The organism is Rhodococcus oryzae (genome assembly GCF_005049235.1).
Classification (GTDB): Bacteria; Actinomycetota; Actinomycetes; order Mycobacteriales; family Mycobacteriaceae; genus Rhodococcus_G; species Rhodococcus_G oryzae.
The window spans coordinates 22,459-41,803 of record NZ_SUMD01000013.1; the positions used below are offsets into that span (position 1 = coordinate 22,459).

Consider the following 19,345-nt stretch of genomic DNA (forward strand, 5'->3'; position numbering starts at 1 on the left):
TCGTCAGCTTTCCCACGAAATGCTCGTCGCGTGTCGGTCCGAGTCGAAGCGAACGACCAGGAGTTGGTCGGAAGCATCCGGCGACAGCGTGAAGTCGATCCAGCTCTCCAGGCCACCACCCCCACCCACATTCAAGACGAATGCCTTCGGGTCCAGGAGAGCCACCAGCCCCTCCGCCGTCGCGCGTTGACCTCGATACTCCTCGTACGCCTTCCGAACCTCGGGCAGGTCGAGCTCGTCCGTGTGGAACTCCACGAACTGGGCGACCTGCATCCCGGTGCCGAGATCCTCCACGAGGAGGGTGCGCGCCTTGCTGACCAACTCGGGGAACGCGTCGATGAGGCCACCCGTCTCACGCAGGAGTTCGCCGTTCCGAGAGACACTCTCGAAGATGGACAACCACACGGGCACAGCACCGTTCGGAGTTCGAATGGTGATGTCGTCGGCAAAGCCCGAATCAGTGTCCAACGTCAGCGAACCCACCAACTCCGAGTGAATTGTCACCTGCATCCCACAAGCATGCCCTAGCCGTCCCGGGCAGCGGTCGTCTCGGGCACCGCGGCCGTCGCCGAGTGTGCAGCTACCGTCGCGCCTACCCGAGCGATGCCCCGACAACTGCACTTTCGGCCGACCTGTGGACAACCGAGTCGGTTCTCCACAGATCGCCCCGGGCCCTGCCGGATCCGTGATCCGTCGGCCAGTCTCGACGGATGGGGGAATTCGACGAACCGTTCTCGGGCAGCGCGGCCGTTGCGGTCGGAGCGGTGACCGACCGGCAGCTACGCCTGACCTTCCATCGGATCCATCGAGATGTGTACATCGCCAAGGGAATCGGTCTCGACGCGATCCTGCGCGCGCGGGCGGCGGCACTCTGGGCGGGCGAGGACGGGATCCTCGCGGGGATGTCCGCCGCCGCGGTGCACGGCACCAAGTGGATCGACCCGGGCACCCGCGCGGAGCTGTTCCGGACGGGCAGCAGGCGCAGCACGTCGGGAGTGTTGATCCACGGCGACGCACTGGCCCCGGACGAGATCTGCCTCGCAGGCGGGTGGCTCGCGTCGACCCCGGCCCGCACCGGCTACGACCTCGGCCGGCGGCTCCCGTTCGACCGCGCGGTCGAGGTGCTCGACGCGCTCTGCAACGCCACCGACACGAAGCCCGAGGAGATCCGTGCGCTGGCCGAGAATCACAGCGGGGCAAGGGGAATCGTCCAGCTCCGCCAGGTGCTCGAACTCGTCGACGGCGGCGCGGAGTCGCCACAGGAGACCCGAACCCGGCTGCTGTTGATCGACGGTGGGTTGCCGCGCCCGTCGACGCAGATCCTCGTCCGGGACGAGCGCGGCCGCGTCGTCGCGCGGTCGGACATGGGGTGGGAACGCTGGAAGGTTCTCGTGGAATACGACGGCGAGCAGCACTGGACCGACGAGAGTCAACGCACATGGGATGTCGAGCGACTGGAGGTGCTGGCGAACCTCGGGTGGCGGGTGATCCGCGTCGGTTCCGCGCAGCTGCGACTGCGTCCGCACACGGTCGCGAAGCGTATCCGTGCGGCGCTATGGGAGGCGGGCGCCCCGGTCTGACAGCCCGTCGAGTGTGCAGATTCCCCCGTCCCATCTCGGACGATGCGCCGGCAGATGCACTCTCGGCGGCCCCGGCGCCGGAAACCGAGATGCGCTCGCCGTCGGCGTGCTGTAGCGTTCTCGCCTAACCAACGACGCCTAGACCGAAGGGACGGCCACAATGACGCACTACGCGCACCTCAGCGCCGTACCCGCGTGGCATTGCCACATGTCGGCCAAGCGCGTATCCCGAGAACGATCCTGACGTAGCGGATCCGTTCTCGGCACCCAGGGCACACGCCCGGGTGCCGTTTCTTTTACTACCCCCAGCATTTTCAACAGCAAGGAACTCCCATGAAGCTTCGTATCAGCCAATTGTCCACGGCACCGCCGCTGACCTCCCTGCCCGCCGACCTGACCGGCCACGCGGTCACCCTCGATCTGTCCCACACCGACGCCGCTCAGCGCGCGGCCGCGACCGACCTGGCGCGCGAGCTGCTCGACCGCGGCGCGGCCCGGATCGTGATCTCCGGGTCGGCCGCCTGACGACGGCGTCGAGTGTGCAGTTACCGGGGCATCGCCCGGGTAGGAACGACGAAAGGTCCACACTCGGCGGGAAGCGAGTGTGCACCTTTCGTCAGAACCTCGGTGCGCGAGAAGAACCTCAGTGCGCGAAGTGGCGCGCCCCGGTCAGGTACATCGTGACGCCCGCCTCGCGGGCGGCCTCGATCACCTCGTTGTCGCGAACCGAACCGCCCGGCTGCACGACCGCCTTGACGCCCGCGTTCGCGAGGACCTGGAAGCCGTCCGGGAACGGGAAGAACGCGTCGGAGGCGCCCACCGAACCGGCGACCCGGTCCCCCGCGCGCTGCACGGCCAGATGCGCCGAGTCGACGCGGTTGACCTGCCCCATGCCGACGCCGACCGAGGCCCCGTCATGAGCGAGCAGGATCGCATTCGACTTCACAGCACGGCATGCGCGCCAAGCGAATTCAAGATCCTTCAGGGTCGCGGCGTCGGCCGCGTCACCGGTGACCAGGGTCCAGTTGGCCGAGTCGTCGCCCTCGGCATCGAGCACGTCCCGCTCCTGCAGCAGCGCGCCGCCGGAGATCGGGCGCAGCTCCACGCCGGTCGCATTCGGGACCGCGGCCTCGAGCACCCGCACGTTCTTCTTGCGTGCCAGCACCTCGACGGCACCTGGGGCGTAGGAGGGCGCGATCACGACCTCGGTGAAGATCTCGGCGACCTGCTCGGCCATCTCGACGGTCACCTCGCGGTTCGCCGCGATGACGCCACCGAACGCGCTGACCGGATCGCAGGCGTGCGCCTTGCGGTGCGCCTCGGCGATGTCGGCACCGACGGCGATGCCGCAGGGGTTGGCGTGCTTGATGATCGCGACCGCGGGCTCGGCGTGGTCGAAGGCGGCGCGCCAGGCGGCGTCACCGTCGGTGTAGTTGTTGTACGACATCTCCTTGCCGTGCAACTGCTTCGCCTGTGCGAGTCCCGCGGGGGCCGCCGGGTCCTCGTACAGCGCCGCGGCCTGGTGCGGGTTCTCGCCGTAACGCAGGACCGCGGTGCGGTTCCAGCTCGCGCCTGCCCACTCGGGGAACTGCGTGTCGGACTCGACGAGGGTCGAGGTCATCCAGCTGGCGACCGCGACGTCGTAGGACGCGGTGTGCTGGAAGGCCTGCGCGGCAAGGGAAGTGCGCTCGGCAAGGGTGAACCCGCCCGCCGAGATCGCGGCGAGAACGTCCTCGTACTTGCCCGGGTCCACGACGACCGCGACCGACGGGTGGTTCTTGGCGGCGGCGCGCACCATCGACGGACCGCCGATGTCGATCTGCTCGACGCACTCGTCCGGAGTGGCGCCGGATGCGACGGTGGCGGTGAACGGGTACAGGTTCACGACCACCAGCTGGAACGCCTCGACGCCCAACTCGACGAGCTGATCGAGGTGCTCGTCCTTGCGGGTGTCGGCGAGGATGCCGGCGTGCACGCGCGGGTGCAGGGTCTTGACGCGACCATCGAGGGTCTCCGGGAAGCCGGTCAGGTCCTCGACCTTGGTGACGGGGATGCCGGCATCGGCGATCTTCGAGGCCGTGGAGCCGGTGGAGACCAGCTCGACGCCGGCCTTGTGCAGCCCGGTGGCCAGTTCCACGAGGCCGGTCTTGTCGTAGACGCTCACCAATGCGCGGCGCACAGCCTTACGTTCGGTCACTTCGGGATCACGGCCTTTCGTCCATCGGAAATAACACCTCGGGTGGCGACAGCGGCGAGAACCTCCGCCAGCAGTCGCCGTTCCACCGTCTTGATCCGCTCGTGCAGGCTCGACTCGTCGTCGGACTCGAGCACGGGCACGGGCTCCTGGGCCAGGATCGGTCCGGTGTCGACCCCCGCATCGACCAGGTGCACGGTCGAACCGGTGATCTTCACGCCGTAGGCCAGGGCATCGGGCACCGCGTGCGCGCCGGGGAACGAGGGCAGCAGGGCGGGATGGGTATTGATGATGCGGCCACCGAAGCGGTCGAGGAACTCGGGGCCGAGGATCTTCATGAACCCGGCCGAGACGATGAGGTCCGGCTGGTGCGCGTCCGTCGCCTTGGTCAGCGCCCGGTCCCATGCGGCCCGGTCTGCGTGGTCGCGCAGTCCCACCCGGAAGGCGGGGATGCCTGCGGCCTCCGCGTGCCCCGCGGCGTCGCAGTCGCGGTCCACCCCGACCGCGACGATGCGCGCGGGGTAGCCGTCGACGGCTGCCGCGATCAGCGACTGCAGCAGGCTCCCGGTACCGGAAGCGAGGACCACGACTCGGACCGGCTCGGTCGAGCCGGGGCGGAAGTACTCACGCGAGGCAGTCAGCGCTCTACTCCTGTGTGCGGGCCAGCGACCGGAGGGTGCCCCGGCCGGGAAGAAGCCTAGTCGCTGCTGGTCCGGGTGCCGTCGGGCAGGTCCGCTTCGGCCGGATCGGACGTGACGTCCGCCACCTCGGCATCCACCACCGCGTCGTCGATCTCGGCATCCACCGCGGCGGTGGATGCGACCACCTGATCGCTCGCCGCCGCGACCGGGTCGCCGCCGGCGTCGACCACCTCGGCCTCGACCACCACCTCGCCCTCGATGTACGAGGCACCCGGCAGCTCCTTCACCGGTTCCGGCACCGGGCGATCGAGCATTCGGGCGGCCAGCGTGTAGGTCCGCGGCGGATCGGGCTGTTCGGCGGGCTTCGACTGCTCGCGGCCTCCACCCCCGTGCTTGGCCACGACCAGCGCGGTCAGCGAACCGAACACCGCGAACCAGGCGAAGGACAGCCCGGTGAACGTCGCGAGGTCCACCCCGACCGTCCCGAAGGAACCGAGCTCCCCGCCCGCGGCGAAACCGAGCAGGCCGAGCGCCAGGGCCGCCGCGGCGGCCGCGACCAGCACCTTGCGCACCGCCACCGCCCGACCACCCGCGCGGTGCGCGCAGTCCCGTCCGAGCTGGATGCCGAGGGCCGCGGGGATCAGCAAGAGGGCGGGCCAGCCGCCACCGCTCGGCCCGGCGGGCACCGCCCCGAGCAGGGGCAGCGCCGGTAGCGGCCCGCCGACGACGGTGAACACGCTCAGCGACGCGTCCCCGAGGTGCGCCGTCGACCCGACCAGCATCGCCGCGCTGCCGACCGCGAGGTTCGGCAGGTACAGGATCGAGAGCAGGGTGAGGCCGAGCGCGCCGCCGAAACCGTCACCGGCCTCGAGCAGCTCGCCCACCTCGGCCCAGGACGAGATCAGCGCCACCGCGGTCAGGGCCGCCCCGGACGCCAGCAGGGCCAACCCGACCCTCAGCGCGGGCCTGGCGGACGCGCGCACCCACTCCGGTACGCCGAGCCGGGCACAGATCGGGCGCCACAGCTTGCTGCCCATCCCGATGCCCGCTCCGATCAGGTGCACGCCCAGCACCCAGGCGAAGGCGGCCAGCGCGTTGGGAGGGGCCAGCGCGATCACCGACGACGCGTCCTTGATCACGGCCAACGCCACCGCGGTGACCAGCAACGGACCGGCGAGCGCGGCGCCGAGCACCCAGAGCTGTTCGTGTCGCGGGGTCTGCTCTGTGACGGCGTGCGCGCAGCCGCGCGCGACCGACCAGATCATCAGGATGGTCGGGACCAACGGCAGCACGCCGAGCGAGGCGCCGCCGATGGTGAGCTGCACCTGGTGCACGGCCAGCCAGCTCGCCGCGATGGCGCCGCTTGTCCCGGTGAGATCGCTGTTCGCCGCGACCAGCGTCACGAGGATGCACGCGGCGATCAGCGCGAGCGCGACCAGCGCGGGCCGCAATGCCACCGCGAGCAGGGTGCGGATCTGCTCGGGGTTCGGCGTCGGCCTCGGTGCCGCCGGTGTCCGTCGTCTGCTCGAACGGCGGAGGGTGTCGCTGCTGCGCAAGGAACTCATCTCCTCGAGGGTGACATCTGTCTTGGGGACGGTCTGCCAGGCGCGCCGACAGGTCAGGACACGACGACGCCCCCCGGCTCACCGGGGGGCGTCGAGCGCGGGTGTCGCTAGTCCGCGTCCCGTTTCGGGGCCGAGCCGAAGGCCTGGGTGGGCGCGGCGGTGCCGTCGTCCGCTGCGGGCGCCGGGGTCTCGGGCGACTGCGGCGCGGGGCCGGTGGCGGCGTCCTGCGGGCCGGACTGCTGCGGCTGGCCGTAACCCTGCGGCGCCTGGCCGTAGCCCTGCTGCGGTGCGGGCGGGGCGTACGGGTTCGTGGGCTGCGCGTAGCCCTGCTGACCGTAGCCACCGGGATACGGCTGCGGCTGTCCGTAGCCGGGCTGTCCCTGCGGCTGTCCGTAGCCGGGCTGGGCCTGCGGCTGACCTGGCGCCTGCGGCTGGCCGTAGCCCTGGGGCGCCTGGCCGTACGGCTGGCCGGGCGCCTGCTGCTGGCCGTAGCCCTGCGGCGGCTGGCCGTAGCCCTGCGGGTAACCCTGGGGCGCGTAGCCGGCCGGCTTCGGGGCGGGCACCTTGAGCATGCCGAGCGAGAACAGCAGCACCGCCACCGCGACCGCGGCCTGGACGAACGCCAGGATCAGGCCGGTGACGCCGCCGACGGCCAGCGAGACGCCCTCGGACAGGCTGAACATGAAGAACAACGCGATGAGGAATCCCACCACCGACGCGGCCGCGGCCGCGCCCTTGTACGGCTGCTCGGGCAGCAGCGACAGGCCGGCCAGCAGCCCACCGAAGAGCAGGAAGGCCAGCGCCAGGATCGGGTAGCCGGCCTCGAAGGAGCTCTGCGTCAGGGTCTCGTCACCGAAGGTGGTCACCTTCGCGAACGGGGCGAACCCGAGCAGGAAGTTGATGATGGCGAGCCCCAGGACGCCGAGGGTGAGCAGGTAGGGCAGGCCCTTCGACCCGAGTCCCCCGGACGGCGGCTCGCCCGGACCGTAACCGGACCCCGCAGGCGTGAAAGTCATGACATCTCCTAGGGAGGGTCTGCATTGTGCGACTGGTCAATTCCTCAATGAACGCTAGCGCATTTCTCTGTGTGAACCCTGAGCCCGCGGCGCCCGCCCGTCGGACGAAAAAGAACGAGGGGCACCTTCCCGCGCGATGAGCGCGGGCAGGTGCCCCTCGTTCGGTGAGACCGGAGCGGGGTCAGCCGCTCAGTTCACTCAGGCCTCGACGACCAGGCTCTGCAGGATCTCGCGCGCGAGAGCGGCGGTCTCGGACGGCGTCTTGCCGACCTTGACGCCTGCCGCCTCGAGGGCGTCCTTCTTGGCCTGCGCGGTGCCCGAGGAGCCGGAGACGATGGCGCCTGCGTGGCCCATGGTCTTGCCCTCGGGGGCGGTGAAGCCCGCGACGTAGCCGACGACCGGCTTGGTGACGTTGGCCTTGATGTAGTCGGCCGCACGCTCCTCGGCGTCGCCGCCGATCTCGCCGATCATCACGATGATCTTGGTCTCGGGGTCCTTCTCGAACGCCTCGATGGCGTCGATGTGGGTGGTGCCGATGACCGGGTCGCCGCCGATGCCGATGGCGGTCGAGAAGCCGTACTCACGGAGCTCGAACATCATCTGGTAGGTCAGGGTGCCGGACTTGGACACCAGGCCGACCGGGCCCTTGCCGGAGATGTTGGCCGGGGTGATGCCGACCAGCGCCTCGCCCGGGGTGATGATGCCGGGGCAGTTGGGGCCGATGATCCGGGTCTTGTTGCCCTTCTCGACGTTGTAGGCCCACGCGAACGCGGAGTCCTGCACCGGGATGCCCTCGGTGATGACCACGAGGAGCGGGATCTCCGCATCGATGGCCTCGACGATGGCGTCCTTGGAGAAGGCCGGGGGGACGAACGCGATGGAGACGTCCGCGCCGGTCTTCTCCATGGCCTCGGCGACGGTCGCGTAGACCGGCAGCTCGACGGCGGAACCGTCGGCGGCGGTGTGCGAGACGGTGGTGCCGGCCTTGCGGGCGTTGACGCCGCCGACGACCTGGGTGCCCGCCTTGAGCATCAGGGCGGTGTGCTTGGTGCCCTCGCCGCCGGTGATGCCCTGGACGATGACCTTGGAGTCCTTGGTCAGGAAGATTGCCATTGTTCTAGTCCCTTTACTTCGCTGCGAAGGCGAGTTCGGCGGCCTTGTCGGCGGCCTCGTCCATGGTGGCGACGACGGTCACCAGCGGGTGGTTGGCCTCGGCGAGGATGCGACGACCCTCTTCGACGTTGTTGCCGTCCAGGCGCACGACGAGCGGCTTGTTGGCCTCGTCGCCCAGGGTCTGCAGGGCGCCGACGATGCCGTTGGCGACCGCGTCACAGGCGGTGATGCCGCCGAAGACGTTGACGAAGACGCTCTTGACCTGGGCGTCGTTCAGGATGACGTCGAGGCCGGCGGCCATGACGGCCGCCGAGGCGCCGCCACCGATGTCGAGGAAGTTGGCCGGCTTGACGTTGCCGTGCTTCTCGCCCGCGTACGCGACCACGTCGAGGGTGGACATGACCAGACCCGCGCCGTTGCCGATGATGCCGACGGAGCCGTCGAGCTTGACGTAGTTGAGGTCGTTCTCCTTGGCCTTGAGCTCGAGGGGATCGGTGGCGTCCCGGTCCTCGAAGGCCTCGTGGCCGGGCTGACGGAAGCCGGCGTTCTCGTCCAGGGTGACCTTGCCGTCGAGGGCCAGGATCTGGTCATCGGGGGTGCGCACGAGGGGGTTGACCTCGACGAGGAGCGCGTCCTCCTTGATGAAGACCTCCCAGAGCTTCTGGATGGTCACGGCCGCGGCGTCGAGCACCTCGGCCGGGAGCTTGCCCGCCTCGGCGATGCTGCGCGCGAACGCGAGGTCGACACCCTTGACGGCGTCCACCGGGATCTTCGCGAGGGCGTCGGGGTTCTCCTCGGCGGTGACCTCGATCTCGACGCCACCCTCGACCGAGCACATGGCCAGGTAGGTGCGGTTCGTGCGGTCGAGCAGGAAGGAGATGTAGTACTCCTCGGCGATGTCACTCGCCTCTGCGACCAGCAGCTTCTTGACGACGTGTCCCTTGATGTCGAGCCCGAGGATGGACTCGGCGTTCGCGACAGCCGCGTCGACGTCGGCGGAGTACTTGACGCCGCCGGCCTTGCCGCGGCCTCCGACCTTGACCTGCGCCTTGATCATCACGGGCTTGCCGATTTCCTCGGCAATCTCACGTGCGCCGGCGACAGTGTCGGTAACACGGCCTGCCGACGTCGGCACGCCGTGCTTGGCGAAGAGTTCCTTCGCCTGGTATTCGAAGAGATCCATCTGCTCACCGTCTCGTCAGTGTTGACGCCCGCTCGAGGGGTAAGAGCGGGTCCGTCCCGGACTTTATCTAGTTGAATCAATCGTCTATCGACCGCATTGATGCTATGTGGCATATCTCACGGCACAAGGGGGCGTGAGCGTCAGCTCACCGGCGATTTCGACGAACCACCAAGAAAGCGGTCACCGCCAGCAACGCCACCGCGACGAGCCCGCAGACCGCACCCGCGCCCATCGCGGGCTCCGCCACCCGGGCGCGTGTCAACGGCCACCCCATCAGGTATACGGACATTCCGGTCACCGCGCCGATCATCAGGGACGCGCCCCGTGCCGCCCTTGACCGCGCGGCGACGAGCGCTGCCGCCGCGATCACGACCGCGAGGAGTGCGCGTCCCCACAGATCCCAGCCCCACGGCCACTGCGCGAACGAGTCCGGGCCGAAGTCGCGACCGCGATAAAGCGGCAGGCCGAGGGCGAGCACCGACGCGAGCGCCGCGACCGAGCCGACGATCAGCACCGGCAGCTGGACGGGCACGTCGACCGAGGTGTCGATGCCGTCGCGCTCCGCCGACCCCGCGCAGAGCGCGAGGAGTCCGGTTGCGGCCGCCGCGATGGCGGACAGGGCGAGCAGCGCCGCGCCGGGGCCGGGTCCGACCCCCGGCAGGTCGCCCGCGACCACGAGCGCCTGCAGCGCCGCTGCGACCGCCATCACGTGCGCGGCCCACAGCACCCCGACCGCGGGGCGCACCAGACCCGCGAACTCCGAGAGCAGCAACCAGACGCAGGCGACCACCAGCACCACCCCGGCCAGCAGCACCACCCTGGTCGCCAGGATCCGCGGCTCTGGCACTCCGTCCGGAACCGACAGCACGGGCAGGAGCGCGCCGACCGCGCCGAGCAGCCCGGCCCCGATCCCGGCCACGGCGGTGGCGACGTGCCAGCGCCCGACCCGGGCCCGTTCGGCCGCGGCCGCCCTCGCGCGGGCGGCGGACTTGGAGGTGCCCGCGGCCGCGGGCGCCGCCGTGGCCGTGGCGGCGGACTGCGCCAGGAGTTGAGCGAGCCCGCGGCGCGCCCGGGCGGCCGCCGCGGCCGGGATCACGCAGCCGACCGCGATGAGCACCGCGCACGCCGCGATCGCCACCACCGAACCGGGACCGACCGAGACGCCGTCACCCGCCAGCAGGCCCGCGACCAGTCGCACGCCGATGACACCGAGGGCAGCCACCGCGGCCCCGACGATGGCGCCCGCCGCGCCCAGTGGCGAGATCGCGGCCAGCGCCGCGGCGACCACGATCAGGACAGCCACCCCGACCAGCCCCGCGCCCAACGACATCGGGGCCGCGGACTCGATGACGGCGGGCACGAGCAGCACCGGGTCGGTCGATCTCAGCGGCGGCGCGAAGAGCGCCGCGGCGAGGACCACCGCGGCCGCCACCGCGAGTACCGAGAGTCCGGCGCCGATCCGGCGGCCGACGCCCGCCCCGTCGTGATCCGGGTAATCGGAGTGGCCGTAGCCGTCGGCGTTCGAGGCCCTCGCCGCCGCGACGAGTCCGAGCAACCCCGCCAGCACCGCGAGGACGTGCCCCACCAGGATCGCGTAGGCACCGGGACCCGCGCTGAGCGACGCGGCGGTCAGCGGACGGAACAGCTCGAGCCGGTTCGCGTTGATCGGGTCGTCGAGGAGCTGGAGGTCGAGCACCACCAGTCCGACCGAAACGCCGCCTGCGCCTGCCAACACCGTGCCCGCGACGGCAGGCCTGCGGCCCACCAGTGCCAGCACGGCCAAGGCAGGCGCGAGCGCCACGCAGACGAGGGCGGCGACGGCGGCAGCGGCGACGGCGGGCCCGGTCTCCGGGCGGACGACGCCGAGCACCGGGGCGACCGCCGTCGCGGCGACACCGAGCAGAGCGAGCACGACCGCCGCGATCGCGACCGGACCCGGGCCGCGGGACGGCTCGGACGAGCCGAACCCGTCCCGGGCGTCGATGCGTTCGGGCTTGGCCCGAGAACTGGTTCTGAGATCGGGTGAGGGCGCCACGCGGACAGACGCTAGTGGGTCATCGGCGTCGGTCTCGACCGAACTTCACAAGAATCCAGCTCGCCCCGTTACAGCCGCCTTCCGGCGTATTCCCAGGACCGGCCGTGATCACTCTGTGATGCATCTCACATATCACCACGAGTTAGCGCTAGGAGTTGCGGCGCTCGCAACCGTTTCGTTACCGTCGCTTTGGTCAAAGTCACAGACAGATCACGAACAGGAAGGCGGCAAGTGTCCAGGCATCGCGCACCCTTCCAATCCAGCCGCTTCGCCCCGCAGGAGCAGGCCGACGAGGCCTCAACGACGGTTTACTCGATTTCCGCAGGTCACGCCGTAGAGCCTCGCTACGAGGCCCCGGTTGAACCCAGTAGATCGCGCTTCGAATACGCAGGCGACAACGAGACCACGCAGACTTATTCGCATCGCGTGCCGGATCGTTACATCGGGTCCGCGAATCTCGGAACACCGCGCTCCACGAACTACCGCGCCGCCTCGCTCGACCAGCTCGACACCTCTTTCGATTCGGACCTCGCAGCTCCCGCTCGCCGCGGTGGAGCGCACCGGATCCCCACTCCCCCCACCGCCCTCAAGGGCCGCGCCGCAGTCATCGCGGTCGCCGCAGGCGCCGTCGTCGCCGCGGGCCAGGCAGGCCTGAGTGGCCCCAGCAGCACCGATACCGCCGAGCTCAATCTGGCCTCGGACGACAGCTCCACGGGCACCGCCGCCACCGCCGAGCCGCAGGCCGCCCAGTTCGCCGCCGACACGGCCGCGAACACGGGCTCCCAGGCTCCGCAGGTCCTCAACATCGCGGCCCCGACGGACCTCAGCCAGTTCTCGAACCTGCTCGCCAAGGGCCAGCGGTTCAGCGAGGAGCGTGCCGCCCGCGAGGCCGCCGCCCGTCGCCCCCTCTTCGTACTGCCCGCCGTCGGCTCCTACACCTCCGGCTACGGCGCCCGGTGGGGCACGCTGCACGCAGGCGTCGACATCGCGAACGCCATCGGCACACCGATCTACGCGGTCGCCGACGGCGAGGTCATCGACTCCGGGCCCGCACAGGGCTTCGGCATGTGGGTACGGCTGCGGCACGCCGACGGCACCGTCACCGTCTACGGCCACATCGACTCGTCCAACGTCTCGGTCGGCCAGAAGGTCATGGCGGGCGATCAGATCGCACGGATGGGCAACCGCGGCTTCTCCACCGGACCGCACCTGCACTTCGAGGTGCACCTGGGCGGCGAGAACAAGATCGATCCGCTCCCCTGGCTCGCGACCCGCGGCATCAGCCTCGGCGTCGAGCGCGACTAGGAACGACCCCCACCCCGGCATTCGACCGGCGGAACGGCGCTGCCTGCATTAGCCTTCGGTGCGCCAGACTCCGTTGACGTCTACGTAGCAAGGGGTTCGCGTGAACTACTTCCGAGGGTCCGTCGTCGCCGCCGCTCTCACCGGCGCAGTCTCGCTTGCACTGGCGCCCACCGCATCGGCCGCCGCCTATCAGATCACCGCCATGCCGCCGATCGGAACCGTGTACTCGGACAACCTGGTGACGCTCGCCATGGCCGTCAGCCCCGTCCCGGCCGGTGCGGACGCGACCACCCCGGTCCTGATCCACATCGCCGAACCGGACGGCGACGACCGGACCCTCACCGTCCCCCTGACCCTCGGCGGGGCGACAGTGGCCACCCGGGTCAACGAACCCGGACGGTACGTCGCGGTCTTCACCTTCGACGCGCCCGGCGGCGACCCGGCCACGACCACACTGCAGTTCGACGCCATCCCGTCGCCGTTGGGAAGTGCCTCCTAGCGACAGCTAGAGCTTGACCATCGGAACGCCGCCGATGAGCATCAGACGCACCTTGCCCGCCGAGCCGAAGTCGACGGTGACCGTCGCCGTCGGCCCACTGCCCTTTGTCTCCAAAACCGTTCCGAGACCGTACTTGTCGTGGCTGACGCGATCGCCGACGGCGAGCACCAGGTGGTTGTTGCGAGCCCGCGCGGCACCGAAGCTCGGTGTCGCGTTGCCCGACCCGCCGTAGCCCTGACCGCCACCGAAGCCGCCGCCACCGCCGTAGCCCTGGCCGCCGCGGGGACGCCCGCCCCCGATCGCGCCACCGGCGCCGGTACCCGGATCCTCCCGCCGCCAGTGCAGCAGGTCGGACGGAATCTCCTGCAGGAATCGTGATTCCGGGTTGGTGATCGGCTGACCCCACGCCGAGCGCATGATCGCGCGGGTGAGGTACAGGCGATGCCGGGCCCTGGTGATGCCGACGTAGGCCAGCCTGCGTTCCTCGGACAGCTCCGCCGGGTCGCCGAGCGCCCGCATGTGCGGGAACTGGCCGTCCTCCCAGCCGGTCACGAAGACCACCGGGAATTCGAGGCCCTTCGCGGTGTGCAGGGTCATCAGGGTCACCACGCCGTCGCCGTTGTCGGGCAGCTGGTCGGAATCGGCCACCAGCGACACCCGCTCGAGGAAGGCGGCGAGCGAGCCCGGGTCCGGCTCGCCCTCGGTGGGGTCGAGATCGCCGTCGGCCGCGGCCGCGAGCGCGCCCTCGAGACTCTCGTCGATCTCAGTCTCCACGCCCGCGGCATTGCGCGCATCGGAGCTGAATTCCTGCGCCACGCTGACCAACTCGTTGAGGTTGTCCAGTCGCGCGCCGTCCTGCGGATCGCTGCTCGCCTCGAGCTCCGCCCGGTAGCGGGTCCGGTCGAGCACGGCCTCGACCACCTCGCCGATGTCGATCAGCCCGGTGTCGTCGGGCTGCAATGTCTCGCGGATGTCGTCCATCATCTCGAGGAACGCCGAGATCGCCTTCTGCGAGCGGGTGTTCAGCAGCGGCACCACACCGTCCGCCGCGTCCCGCAGCGCCTGCGCGAAGCCGATGCCGCGCTGCTCCGAGTGCACGGCCACGCAGGCCTCGGCGCGGTCGCCGATGCCGCGGCGCGGGGTGTTGAGGATCCGGCGCAGGCTGACGGTGTCGTCGGGGTTCTGCAGCACCCGCAGGTACGCGACCACGTCGCGAACCTCCTTGCGCTCGTAGAACCGGACGCCGCCGACCACCTTGTACGGCAGGCCGAGGCGGATGAAGATCTCCTCCAGCGCCCGCGACGAGTTGTTGGTGCGGTAGAACACCGCGACCTCACCGAACTTCGCGTCGCCCGCGTCCACCAGCTTGTCGATCTCGGAGGCGACGAAGTAGGCCTCATCGTGCTCGTTGTCGGCGACGTAGCCGGTGATCAGCTCGCCCTCGCCGGACTCGGTCCACAGCCGCTTCTCGCGCCTGCCGGTGTTGCGGGAGATCACCGCGTTCGCGGCCGACAGGATGTTCTGGGTGGATCGGTAGTTCTGTTCGAGCAGGATGGTCCTGGCGTCGGGGTAGTCGCGCTCGAACTCCTCGATGTTGCGGATGGTGGCGCCGCGGAACGCATAGATCGACTGGTCCGCGTCGCCGACCACGCACAGCTCGGCGGGCGGGACCAGGGACCCGCTGTCCGCGATCCCTCCGACCAGCTCGCGCACCAGCACGTACTGCGCGTGGTTGGTGTCCTGGTACTCGTCGACCAGCACGTGCCGGAACCGGCGCCGGTAGTACTCGGCCACCTGCGGAAAGTTCTGCAGCAGCGCGACGGTCTCGCCGATCAGGTCGTCGAAGTCCATCGCGTTGGCCGCGCGCAGTCGAGCCTGGTAGTGGCCGTATACCTTCGCGACCAGCCGGACCAACTCGTTCGGATCCTTGTCGGCGTCGGCCGCGGCCCGCTCCGGGTCGATCAGCTCGTTCTTGAGGTTCGAGATGTGCGTGGCCAGCAGGCGCGCGGAGTACCGCTTCGCGTCGATCTCCAGGTCCTTCGAGATCATCGTCAGCAGCCGGCGCGAATCGTCCGCGTCGTAGATGGTGAAGTTCGAGTTCAGACCCGGCAGCAGCGCGGCCTGCATCCGCAGGATCCGCACGCAGCTCGAGTGGAAGGTCGAGACCCACATGTTGTTGGCCCGGGGCCCGACGAGATGCGCCACGCGCTCGCGCATCTCCGCGGCGGCCTTGTTGGTGAACGTGATCGCCAGGACCTGCCCGGGCGCGACGTCCCGCTCGGCGAGCAGATACGCGATCCGACGGGTCAGCACGGCGGTCTTGCCCGAGCCCGCGCCCGCCACGATCAGCAGCGGCGAACCGGCGTGCACCACTGCCTCGCGCTGCTGCGGGTTGAGCCCCTCGAGGAGGGCCGCCGAAGGAGTGCGGGTACCCGCTTGAGCTGCTGCTGAGAAAGTGTTCATCGTCTGTCAACGCTACCGCCGCGCACCGACAGCGGCGCCCCCGGACCGGCCCGCGCCCCCGCCGATGGTCAGCCCCTCGTACCCGTGGCAAACTGTGATTCCTGATCTGACACGAGGAGAAATACACATGGGCGGCTCAGTTCCATCGGATGCCACCGACCCCGACCTCCCCACCAGCGAGGCCGAGATCGAGGAGCTCCGACTGGAGATCGACCGACTGGACGCCGAGATCCTCGCCGCGATCAAGCGCCGCAGCGAGGTCTCGCAGATCATCGGCCGCACCCGGATGGCCTCCGGCGGCCCCCGCCTCGTGCACAGCCGCGAGATGAAGGTTCTCGAGCGCTTCAGCGACCTCGGCCAGGAGGGTCACACCCTGGCGATGTTGCTGCTGCGCCTCGGCCGCGGCCGGCTCGGCCAGTAGAACACCAGCCGGCTCGGCCAGGCCGACCGGAGCCCGCCGCTACTGCAGCGCGATGTACTTGGTCTCCAGGTACTCCTCGATGCCCTCGCTGCCGCCCTCGCGTCCGAACCCGGAGGACTTGACGCCCCCGAACGGCGCGGCGGCGTCGGAGATCACGCCCCTGTTCACGCCGACCATCCCGGTCTCGAGTGCCTCTGCCACCCGCAGCGCCCGATCCAGGCTCTGCGTGTAGATGTAGGCGGCCAGTCCGTATTCGGTGTCGTTGGCGGCGGCGATGCCCTCCTCCTCGGTGTCGAACCCGGCGATCGCGGCGACCGGACCGAACACCTCCTCGCGCAGGATGCGGGCCTCCACGGGCACGTCAGCCAGCACCGTCGCCGGGTAGAAGTAGCCCGGCCCGCCCGGTGCCTGGCCGCCGAGTCGCACCTGCGCCCCCACCGCGACCGCGTCCCGCACCAGCTCGCTGACGGTCTCGAGCTGGGCGGGGTTGATCAGGGGTCCGAGCTTCGAATCCGGGTCGGTGCCCGGCCCGAGGGTCATCGACCGCATCCGCTCGGTCAGCTTGGCACTGAACTCATCGCGGACCGAGTTCTGCACGTGGAACCGGTTCGCCGCGGTGCAGGCCTCGCCGCCGTTGCGCAGCTTGGCCAGCATCGCCCCGTCCACCGCGGCGTCCAGATCGGCGTCGTCGAACACGACGAAGGGCGCGTTCCCGCCGAGCTCCATCGAGGTGCGCAGCAGCCCCTTCGCGGACTGCTCGATCAGTTTGCGCCCGACTCCGGTTGACCCGGTGAAGGTGAGCTTGCGCAGCCGCGGGTCGTCGATCAGCGGCGCCGTCAGCGCGCCCGCGTTCGAGGTCGGCAGCACCGAGAGGACGCCGTCGGGCAGCCCGGCGTCGGCGATGAGCTGTCCGAGCAACAGCATGGTCAGCGGCGTCTCGGCGGCGGGCTTGACGATCATCGTGCAGCCTGCAGCGAGGGCGGGCCCGATCTTGCGGGTCCCCATCGCCAGCGGGAAGTTCCACGGGGTGATCGCCAGGCACGGCCCGACCGGGGCCTTGCCGACCAGGATCCGGCCGGTGCCCGCGGGCGCGTGGGTGTAGCGGCCCGCGATCCGCACCGCCTCCTCGCTGAACCAACGGAAGAACTCGGCGCCGTAGGCCACCTCGCCCTTGCTCTCGGCCAGCACCTTGCCCATCTCCAGCGTCATCAGCAGGGCGAAGTCGTCGGCGCGGGCGGTGATCGCCTCGAACACGGCCCGCAGGATCTCGCCGCGCTTGCGCGCCGGGGTGGCCGCCCACTCGCGCTGGGCGGCAGCCGCCGCATCGAGCGCCAGCAGGCCGTCGGCGGGGCCTGCGTCCGCGACCTCGGCGAGGGGCTCGCCGGTCGCGGGGTTGACCACCGTGAACGTCGCGCCGCCTGCCGCGTCCACCTGTTTGCCGCCGATCCAGAGCTTGGTCGGGATCGACTCGATCAGAGTTCGCTCGTCCATGGCTCCATACTGCCCGCCCGCGCGCGTATTGGAAGGCCCCGTCGAGTGTGCAGGTCCCGTCGCGTCGGCCGAGTGGTCCCGCCCGTAGGTGCACACTCGGCGAACCGCCGGACACGATCGATCAAGGAGCACCCGCACCGGGAAGCGCTGAGCGCCGCCGGTTCTCCCCCACTAGTCTCGACGTATGAGTCTCGACATCACCGCCACGGCCGCTTGGCAGGAGCTTCGCGCGCACCACGACGAGGTCGGGACGCGACACCTGCGCGAGATCTTCGCCGAGGACCCCAAGCGCGGCAGCGAGCTCACGGTGACGGCAGGCGATCTCTACATCGACTACAGCAAGCACCGGGTCGAACGCGAGACCCTGCGATTGCTGATCGAACTGGCCCGCGCGGCCGGGGTCGAGGAGCGCAGGGACGCGATGTTCCGCGGCGATCACATCAACACCTCCGAGGACCGCGCCGTACTGCACACGGCGCTGCGACTGCCCGCCGACGCGGCCCTGGTCGTCGACGGCCAGGACGTGGTCGCCGACGTCCACGAGGTGCTCGAACGGATGGGGCGCTTCACCGATCGGCTGCGCTCGGGCGACTGGCGTGGGGCCACCGGCGAGCGCATCACCACCGTGGTCAACATCGGCATCGGCGGATCCGATCTGGGCCCGGTGATGGCGTACCGGGCGCTGCGCCACTACGCGGACGCCGGCATCGCGGCCCGGTTCGTCTCCAACATCGATCCCGCCGATCTGGTGAGCAAGCTGGCCGGCCTCGACCCGGCGACCACGCTGTTCATCGTCGCCTCGAAGACCTTCTCCACCCTCGAGACCCTCACCAACGCAACGGCGGCCAGGCGCTGGCTCACCGCGGCCCTCGGCGAGGACGCCGTCGCCAAGCACTTCGTCGCCGTGTCCACCCACGCCGAGCGGGTGTCCGAGTTCGGTATCGACACCGACAACATGTTCGGCTTCTGGGACTGGGTCGGCGGACGATATTCCGTGGACTCGGCCATCGGGCTGTCGCTGATGTGCGTGATCGGCAAGGACGGGTTCGGCGAGTTCCTCGAGGGCTTCCACACCATCGACCGGCATTTCGCGACGGCCCCGCTCGAGAACAACGCGCCGGTGCTGCTCGGCCTCATCGGACTCTGGTACTCGAGCTTCTTCGACTCGGATTCGCGTGCGGTGCTGCCCTACTCGAACGATCTCGGCCGGTTCGCGGCCTACCTGCAGCAGCTCACCATGGAGTCGAACGGCAAGTCGGTGCGCGCCGACGGGTCCCCCGTGACCACCCCGACCGGCGAGATCTTCTGGGGCGAGCCGGGCACCAACGGCCAGCACGCCTTCTACCAGCTGCTGCACCAGGGCACCCGGCTCTCCCCCGCCGACTTCATCGGATTCGCCGAGCCCACCGATGATCTGCCGACGCTCGACGGCACCGGCAGCATGCACGACATCCTGATGAGCAATCTGTTCGCGCAGACCAAGGTCCTGGCGTTCGGGAAGACCGCGGAGGAGATCGCGGCGGAGGGCACCGCACCGGAACTGGTGCCGCACAAGGTGATGCCCGGTAACCGGCCGTCGACGACCATCCTCGCGCCCAGGATCACCCCCTCGGCGCTCGGCCAGCTGATCGCGCTGTACGAGCACCAGGTCTTCGTCGAGGGTGTCGTGTTCGGCATCGATTCCTTCGACCAGTGGGGCGTCGAACTGGGCAAGACCCAGGCACTCGAACTCGGCCCGATCCTCACCAACCCCGAAGCCCCTGCGGAGCAAGCCGATTCGTCCACCGACACCCTGGTGCGGTGGTACCGCAGCAGGCGGGGCCGCGCGGTCTGAGTTCC

16 protein-coding genes are annotated in these 19,345 nt (G+C 70.1%); 6 read left to right on the forward strand and 10 right to left on the reverse strand.

Annotated features, from left to right (window positions below; translation table 11 throughout):
* Positions 1–3: 3 nt before the first annotated feature.
* A complete protein-coding gene (locus tag FCG67_RS21895) occupies positions 4–510 on the reverse strand; it encodes a DUF2004 domain-containing protein (RefSeq protein ID WP_136911740.1) in 507 nt (168 codons plus the stop codon).
* Positions 511–710: 200 nt separating this feature from the next.
* Here FCG67_RS21895 and FCG67_RS21900 point away from each other — a divergent pair, with 200 nt between their 5' ends.
* Both FCG67_RS21900 and FCG67_RS21905 read left to right on the forward strand, forming a co-directional pair.
* Positions 711–1,580, forward strand: coding sequence for an endonuclease domain-containing protein (locus tag FCG67_RS21900; protein ID WP_136911741.1), 870 nt, complete (start codon positions 711–713; stop codon positions 1,578–1,580).
* A 333-nt stretch (positions 1,581–1,913) separates the two neighbouring features.
* Positions 1,914–2,105, forward strand: coding sequence for a hypothetical protein (locus FCG67_RS21905; protein WP_027500842.1), 192 nt, complete (start codon positions 1,914–1,916; stop codon positions 2,103–2,105).
* Positions 2,106–2,223: 118 nt separating this feature from the next.
* On the opposite strand, the gene purH is transcribed toward FCG67_RS21905, so the two are convergent.
* The 7 genes from purH to FCG67_RS21940 all read right to left on the reverse strand — a co-directional run bounded on the left by purH (position 2,224) and on the right by FCG67_RS21940 (position 11,327).
* Positions 2,224–3,777 (reverse strand): bifunctional phosphoribosylaminoimidazolecarboxamide formyltransferase/IMP cyclohydrolase, encoded by a 1,554-nt coding sequence (purH, locus tag FCG67_RS21910; protein WP_136911742.1) that lies wholly within the window; start codon positions 3,775–3,777, stop codon positions 2,224–2,226.
* Entirely contained in the window at positions 3,774–4,415 is a 642-nt protein-coding gene (gene purN, locus FCG67_RS21915; RefSeq protein WP_136911743.1) for a phosphoribosylglycinamide formyltransferase, read from the reverse strand. Before purN ends, purH begins: the two co-directional genes overlap by 4 nt.
* A gap of 56 nt (positions 4,416–4,471) precedes the next feature.
* The gene (locus FCG67_RS21920; protein WP_246045218.1) at positions 4,472–5,980 is read right to left on the reverse strand and encodes a cell division protein PerM; all 1,509 of its coding nucleotides are present in this window, start codon (positions 5,978–5,980) and stop codon (positions 4,472–4,474) included.
* 107 nt (positions 5,981–6,087) lie between these two features.
* Positions 6,088–6,996 (reverse strand): DUF5336 domain-containing protein, encoded by a 909-nt coding sequence (locus FCG67_RS21925; RefSeq protein WP_136911744.1) that lies wholly within the window; start codon positions 6,994–6,996, stop codon positions 6,088–6,090.
* A gap of 198 nt (positions 6,997–7,194) precedes the next feature.
* Positions 7,195–8,109 (reverse strand): succinate--CoA ligase subunit alpha, encoded by a 915-nt coding sequence (gene sucD / locus FCG67_RS21930; RefSeq protein ID WP_097213968.1) that lies wholly within the window; start codon positions 8,107–8,109, stop codon positions 7,195–7,197.
* Between the two features lie 13 nt (positions 8,110–8,122).
* Positions 8,123–9,292: an ADP-forming succinate--CoA ligase subunit beta gene (sucC, locus tag FCG67_RS21935; RefSeq protein ID WP_027500848.1), complete on the reverse strand. Its 1,170-nt coding sequence runs from the start codon at positions 9,290–9,292 to the stop codon at positions 8,123–8,125.
* Positions 9,293–9,437: 145 nt separating this feature from the next.
* Positions 9,438–11,327 carry a hypothetical protein gene (locus tag FCG67_RS21940; RefSeq protein ID WP_246045219.1) on the reverse strand — a complete coding sequence of 630 codons (1,890 nt, stop codon included), beginning with the start codon at positions 11,325–11,327 and terminating at the stop codon, positions 9,438–9,440.
* A gap of 426 nt (positions 11,328–11,753) precedes the next feature.
* On the opposite strand from FCG67_RS21940, the gene FCG67_RS21945 reads away from it, so the two are divergent.
* Both FCG67_RS21945 and FCG67_RS21950 read left to right on the forward strand, forming a co-directional pair.
* The gene (locus FCG67_RS21945; RefSeq protein ID WP_136911745.1) at positions 11,754–12,632 is read left to right on the forward strand and encodes a M23 family metallopeptidase; all 879 of its coding nucleotides are present in this window, start codon (positions 11,754–11,756) and stop codon (positions 12,630–12,632) included.
* A gap of 100 nt (positions 12,633–12,732) precedes the next feature.
* Positions 12,733–13,131, forward strand: coding sequence for a hypothetical protein (locus FCG67_RS21950; protein ID WP_136911746.1), 399 nt, complete (start codon positions 12,733–12,735; stop codon positions 13,129–13,131).
* Between the two features lie 6 nt (positions 13,132–13,137).
* On the opposite strand, the gene pcrA is transcribed toward FCG67_RS21950, so the two are convergent.
* Positions 13,138–15,594, reverse strand: coding sequence for a DNA helicase PcrA (gene pcrA / locus FCG67_RS21955; protein ID WP_136911747.1), 2,457 nt, complete (start codon positions 15,592–15,594; stop codon positions 13,138–13,140).
* Between the two features lie 127 nt (positions 15,595–15,721).
* Here pcrA and FCG67_RS21960 point away from each other — a divergent pair, with 127 nt between their 5' ends.
* Positions 15,722–16,015 carry a chorismate mutase gene (locus tag FCG67_RS21960; protein ID WP_077042663.1) on the forward strand — a complete coding sequence of 98 codons (294 nt, stop codon included), beginning with the start codon at positions 15,722–15,724 and terminating at the stop codon, positions 16,013–16,015.
* A 39-nt stretch (positions 16,016–16,054) separates the two neighbouring features.
* On the opposite strand, the gene FCG67_RS21965 is transcribed toward FCG67_RS21960, so the two are convergent.
* Positions 16,055–17,506: an NAD-dependent succinate-semialdehyde dehydrogenase gene (locus tag FCG67_RS21965; RefSeq protein ID WP_136911748.1), complete on the reverse strand. Its 1,452-nt coding sequence runs from the start codon at positions 17,504–17,506 to the stop codon at positions 16,055–16,057.
* Between the two features lie 184 nt (positions 17,507–17,690).
* Here FCG67_RS21965 and pgi point away from each other — a divergent pair, with 184 nt between their 5' ends.
* On the forward strand, positions 17,691–19,340 hold the full coding sequence (gene pgi, locus FCG67_RS21970) for a glucose-6-phosphate isomerase (RefSeq protein ID WP_136911749.1): 1,650 nt from the start codon (positions 17,691–17,693) through the stop codon (positions 19,338–19,340).
* Positions 19,341–19,345 lie beyond the last annotated feature (5 nt).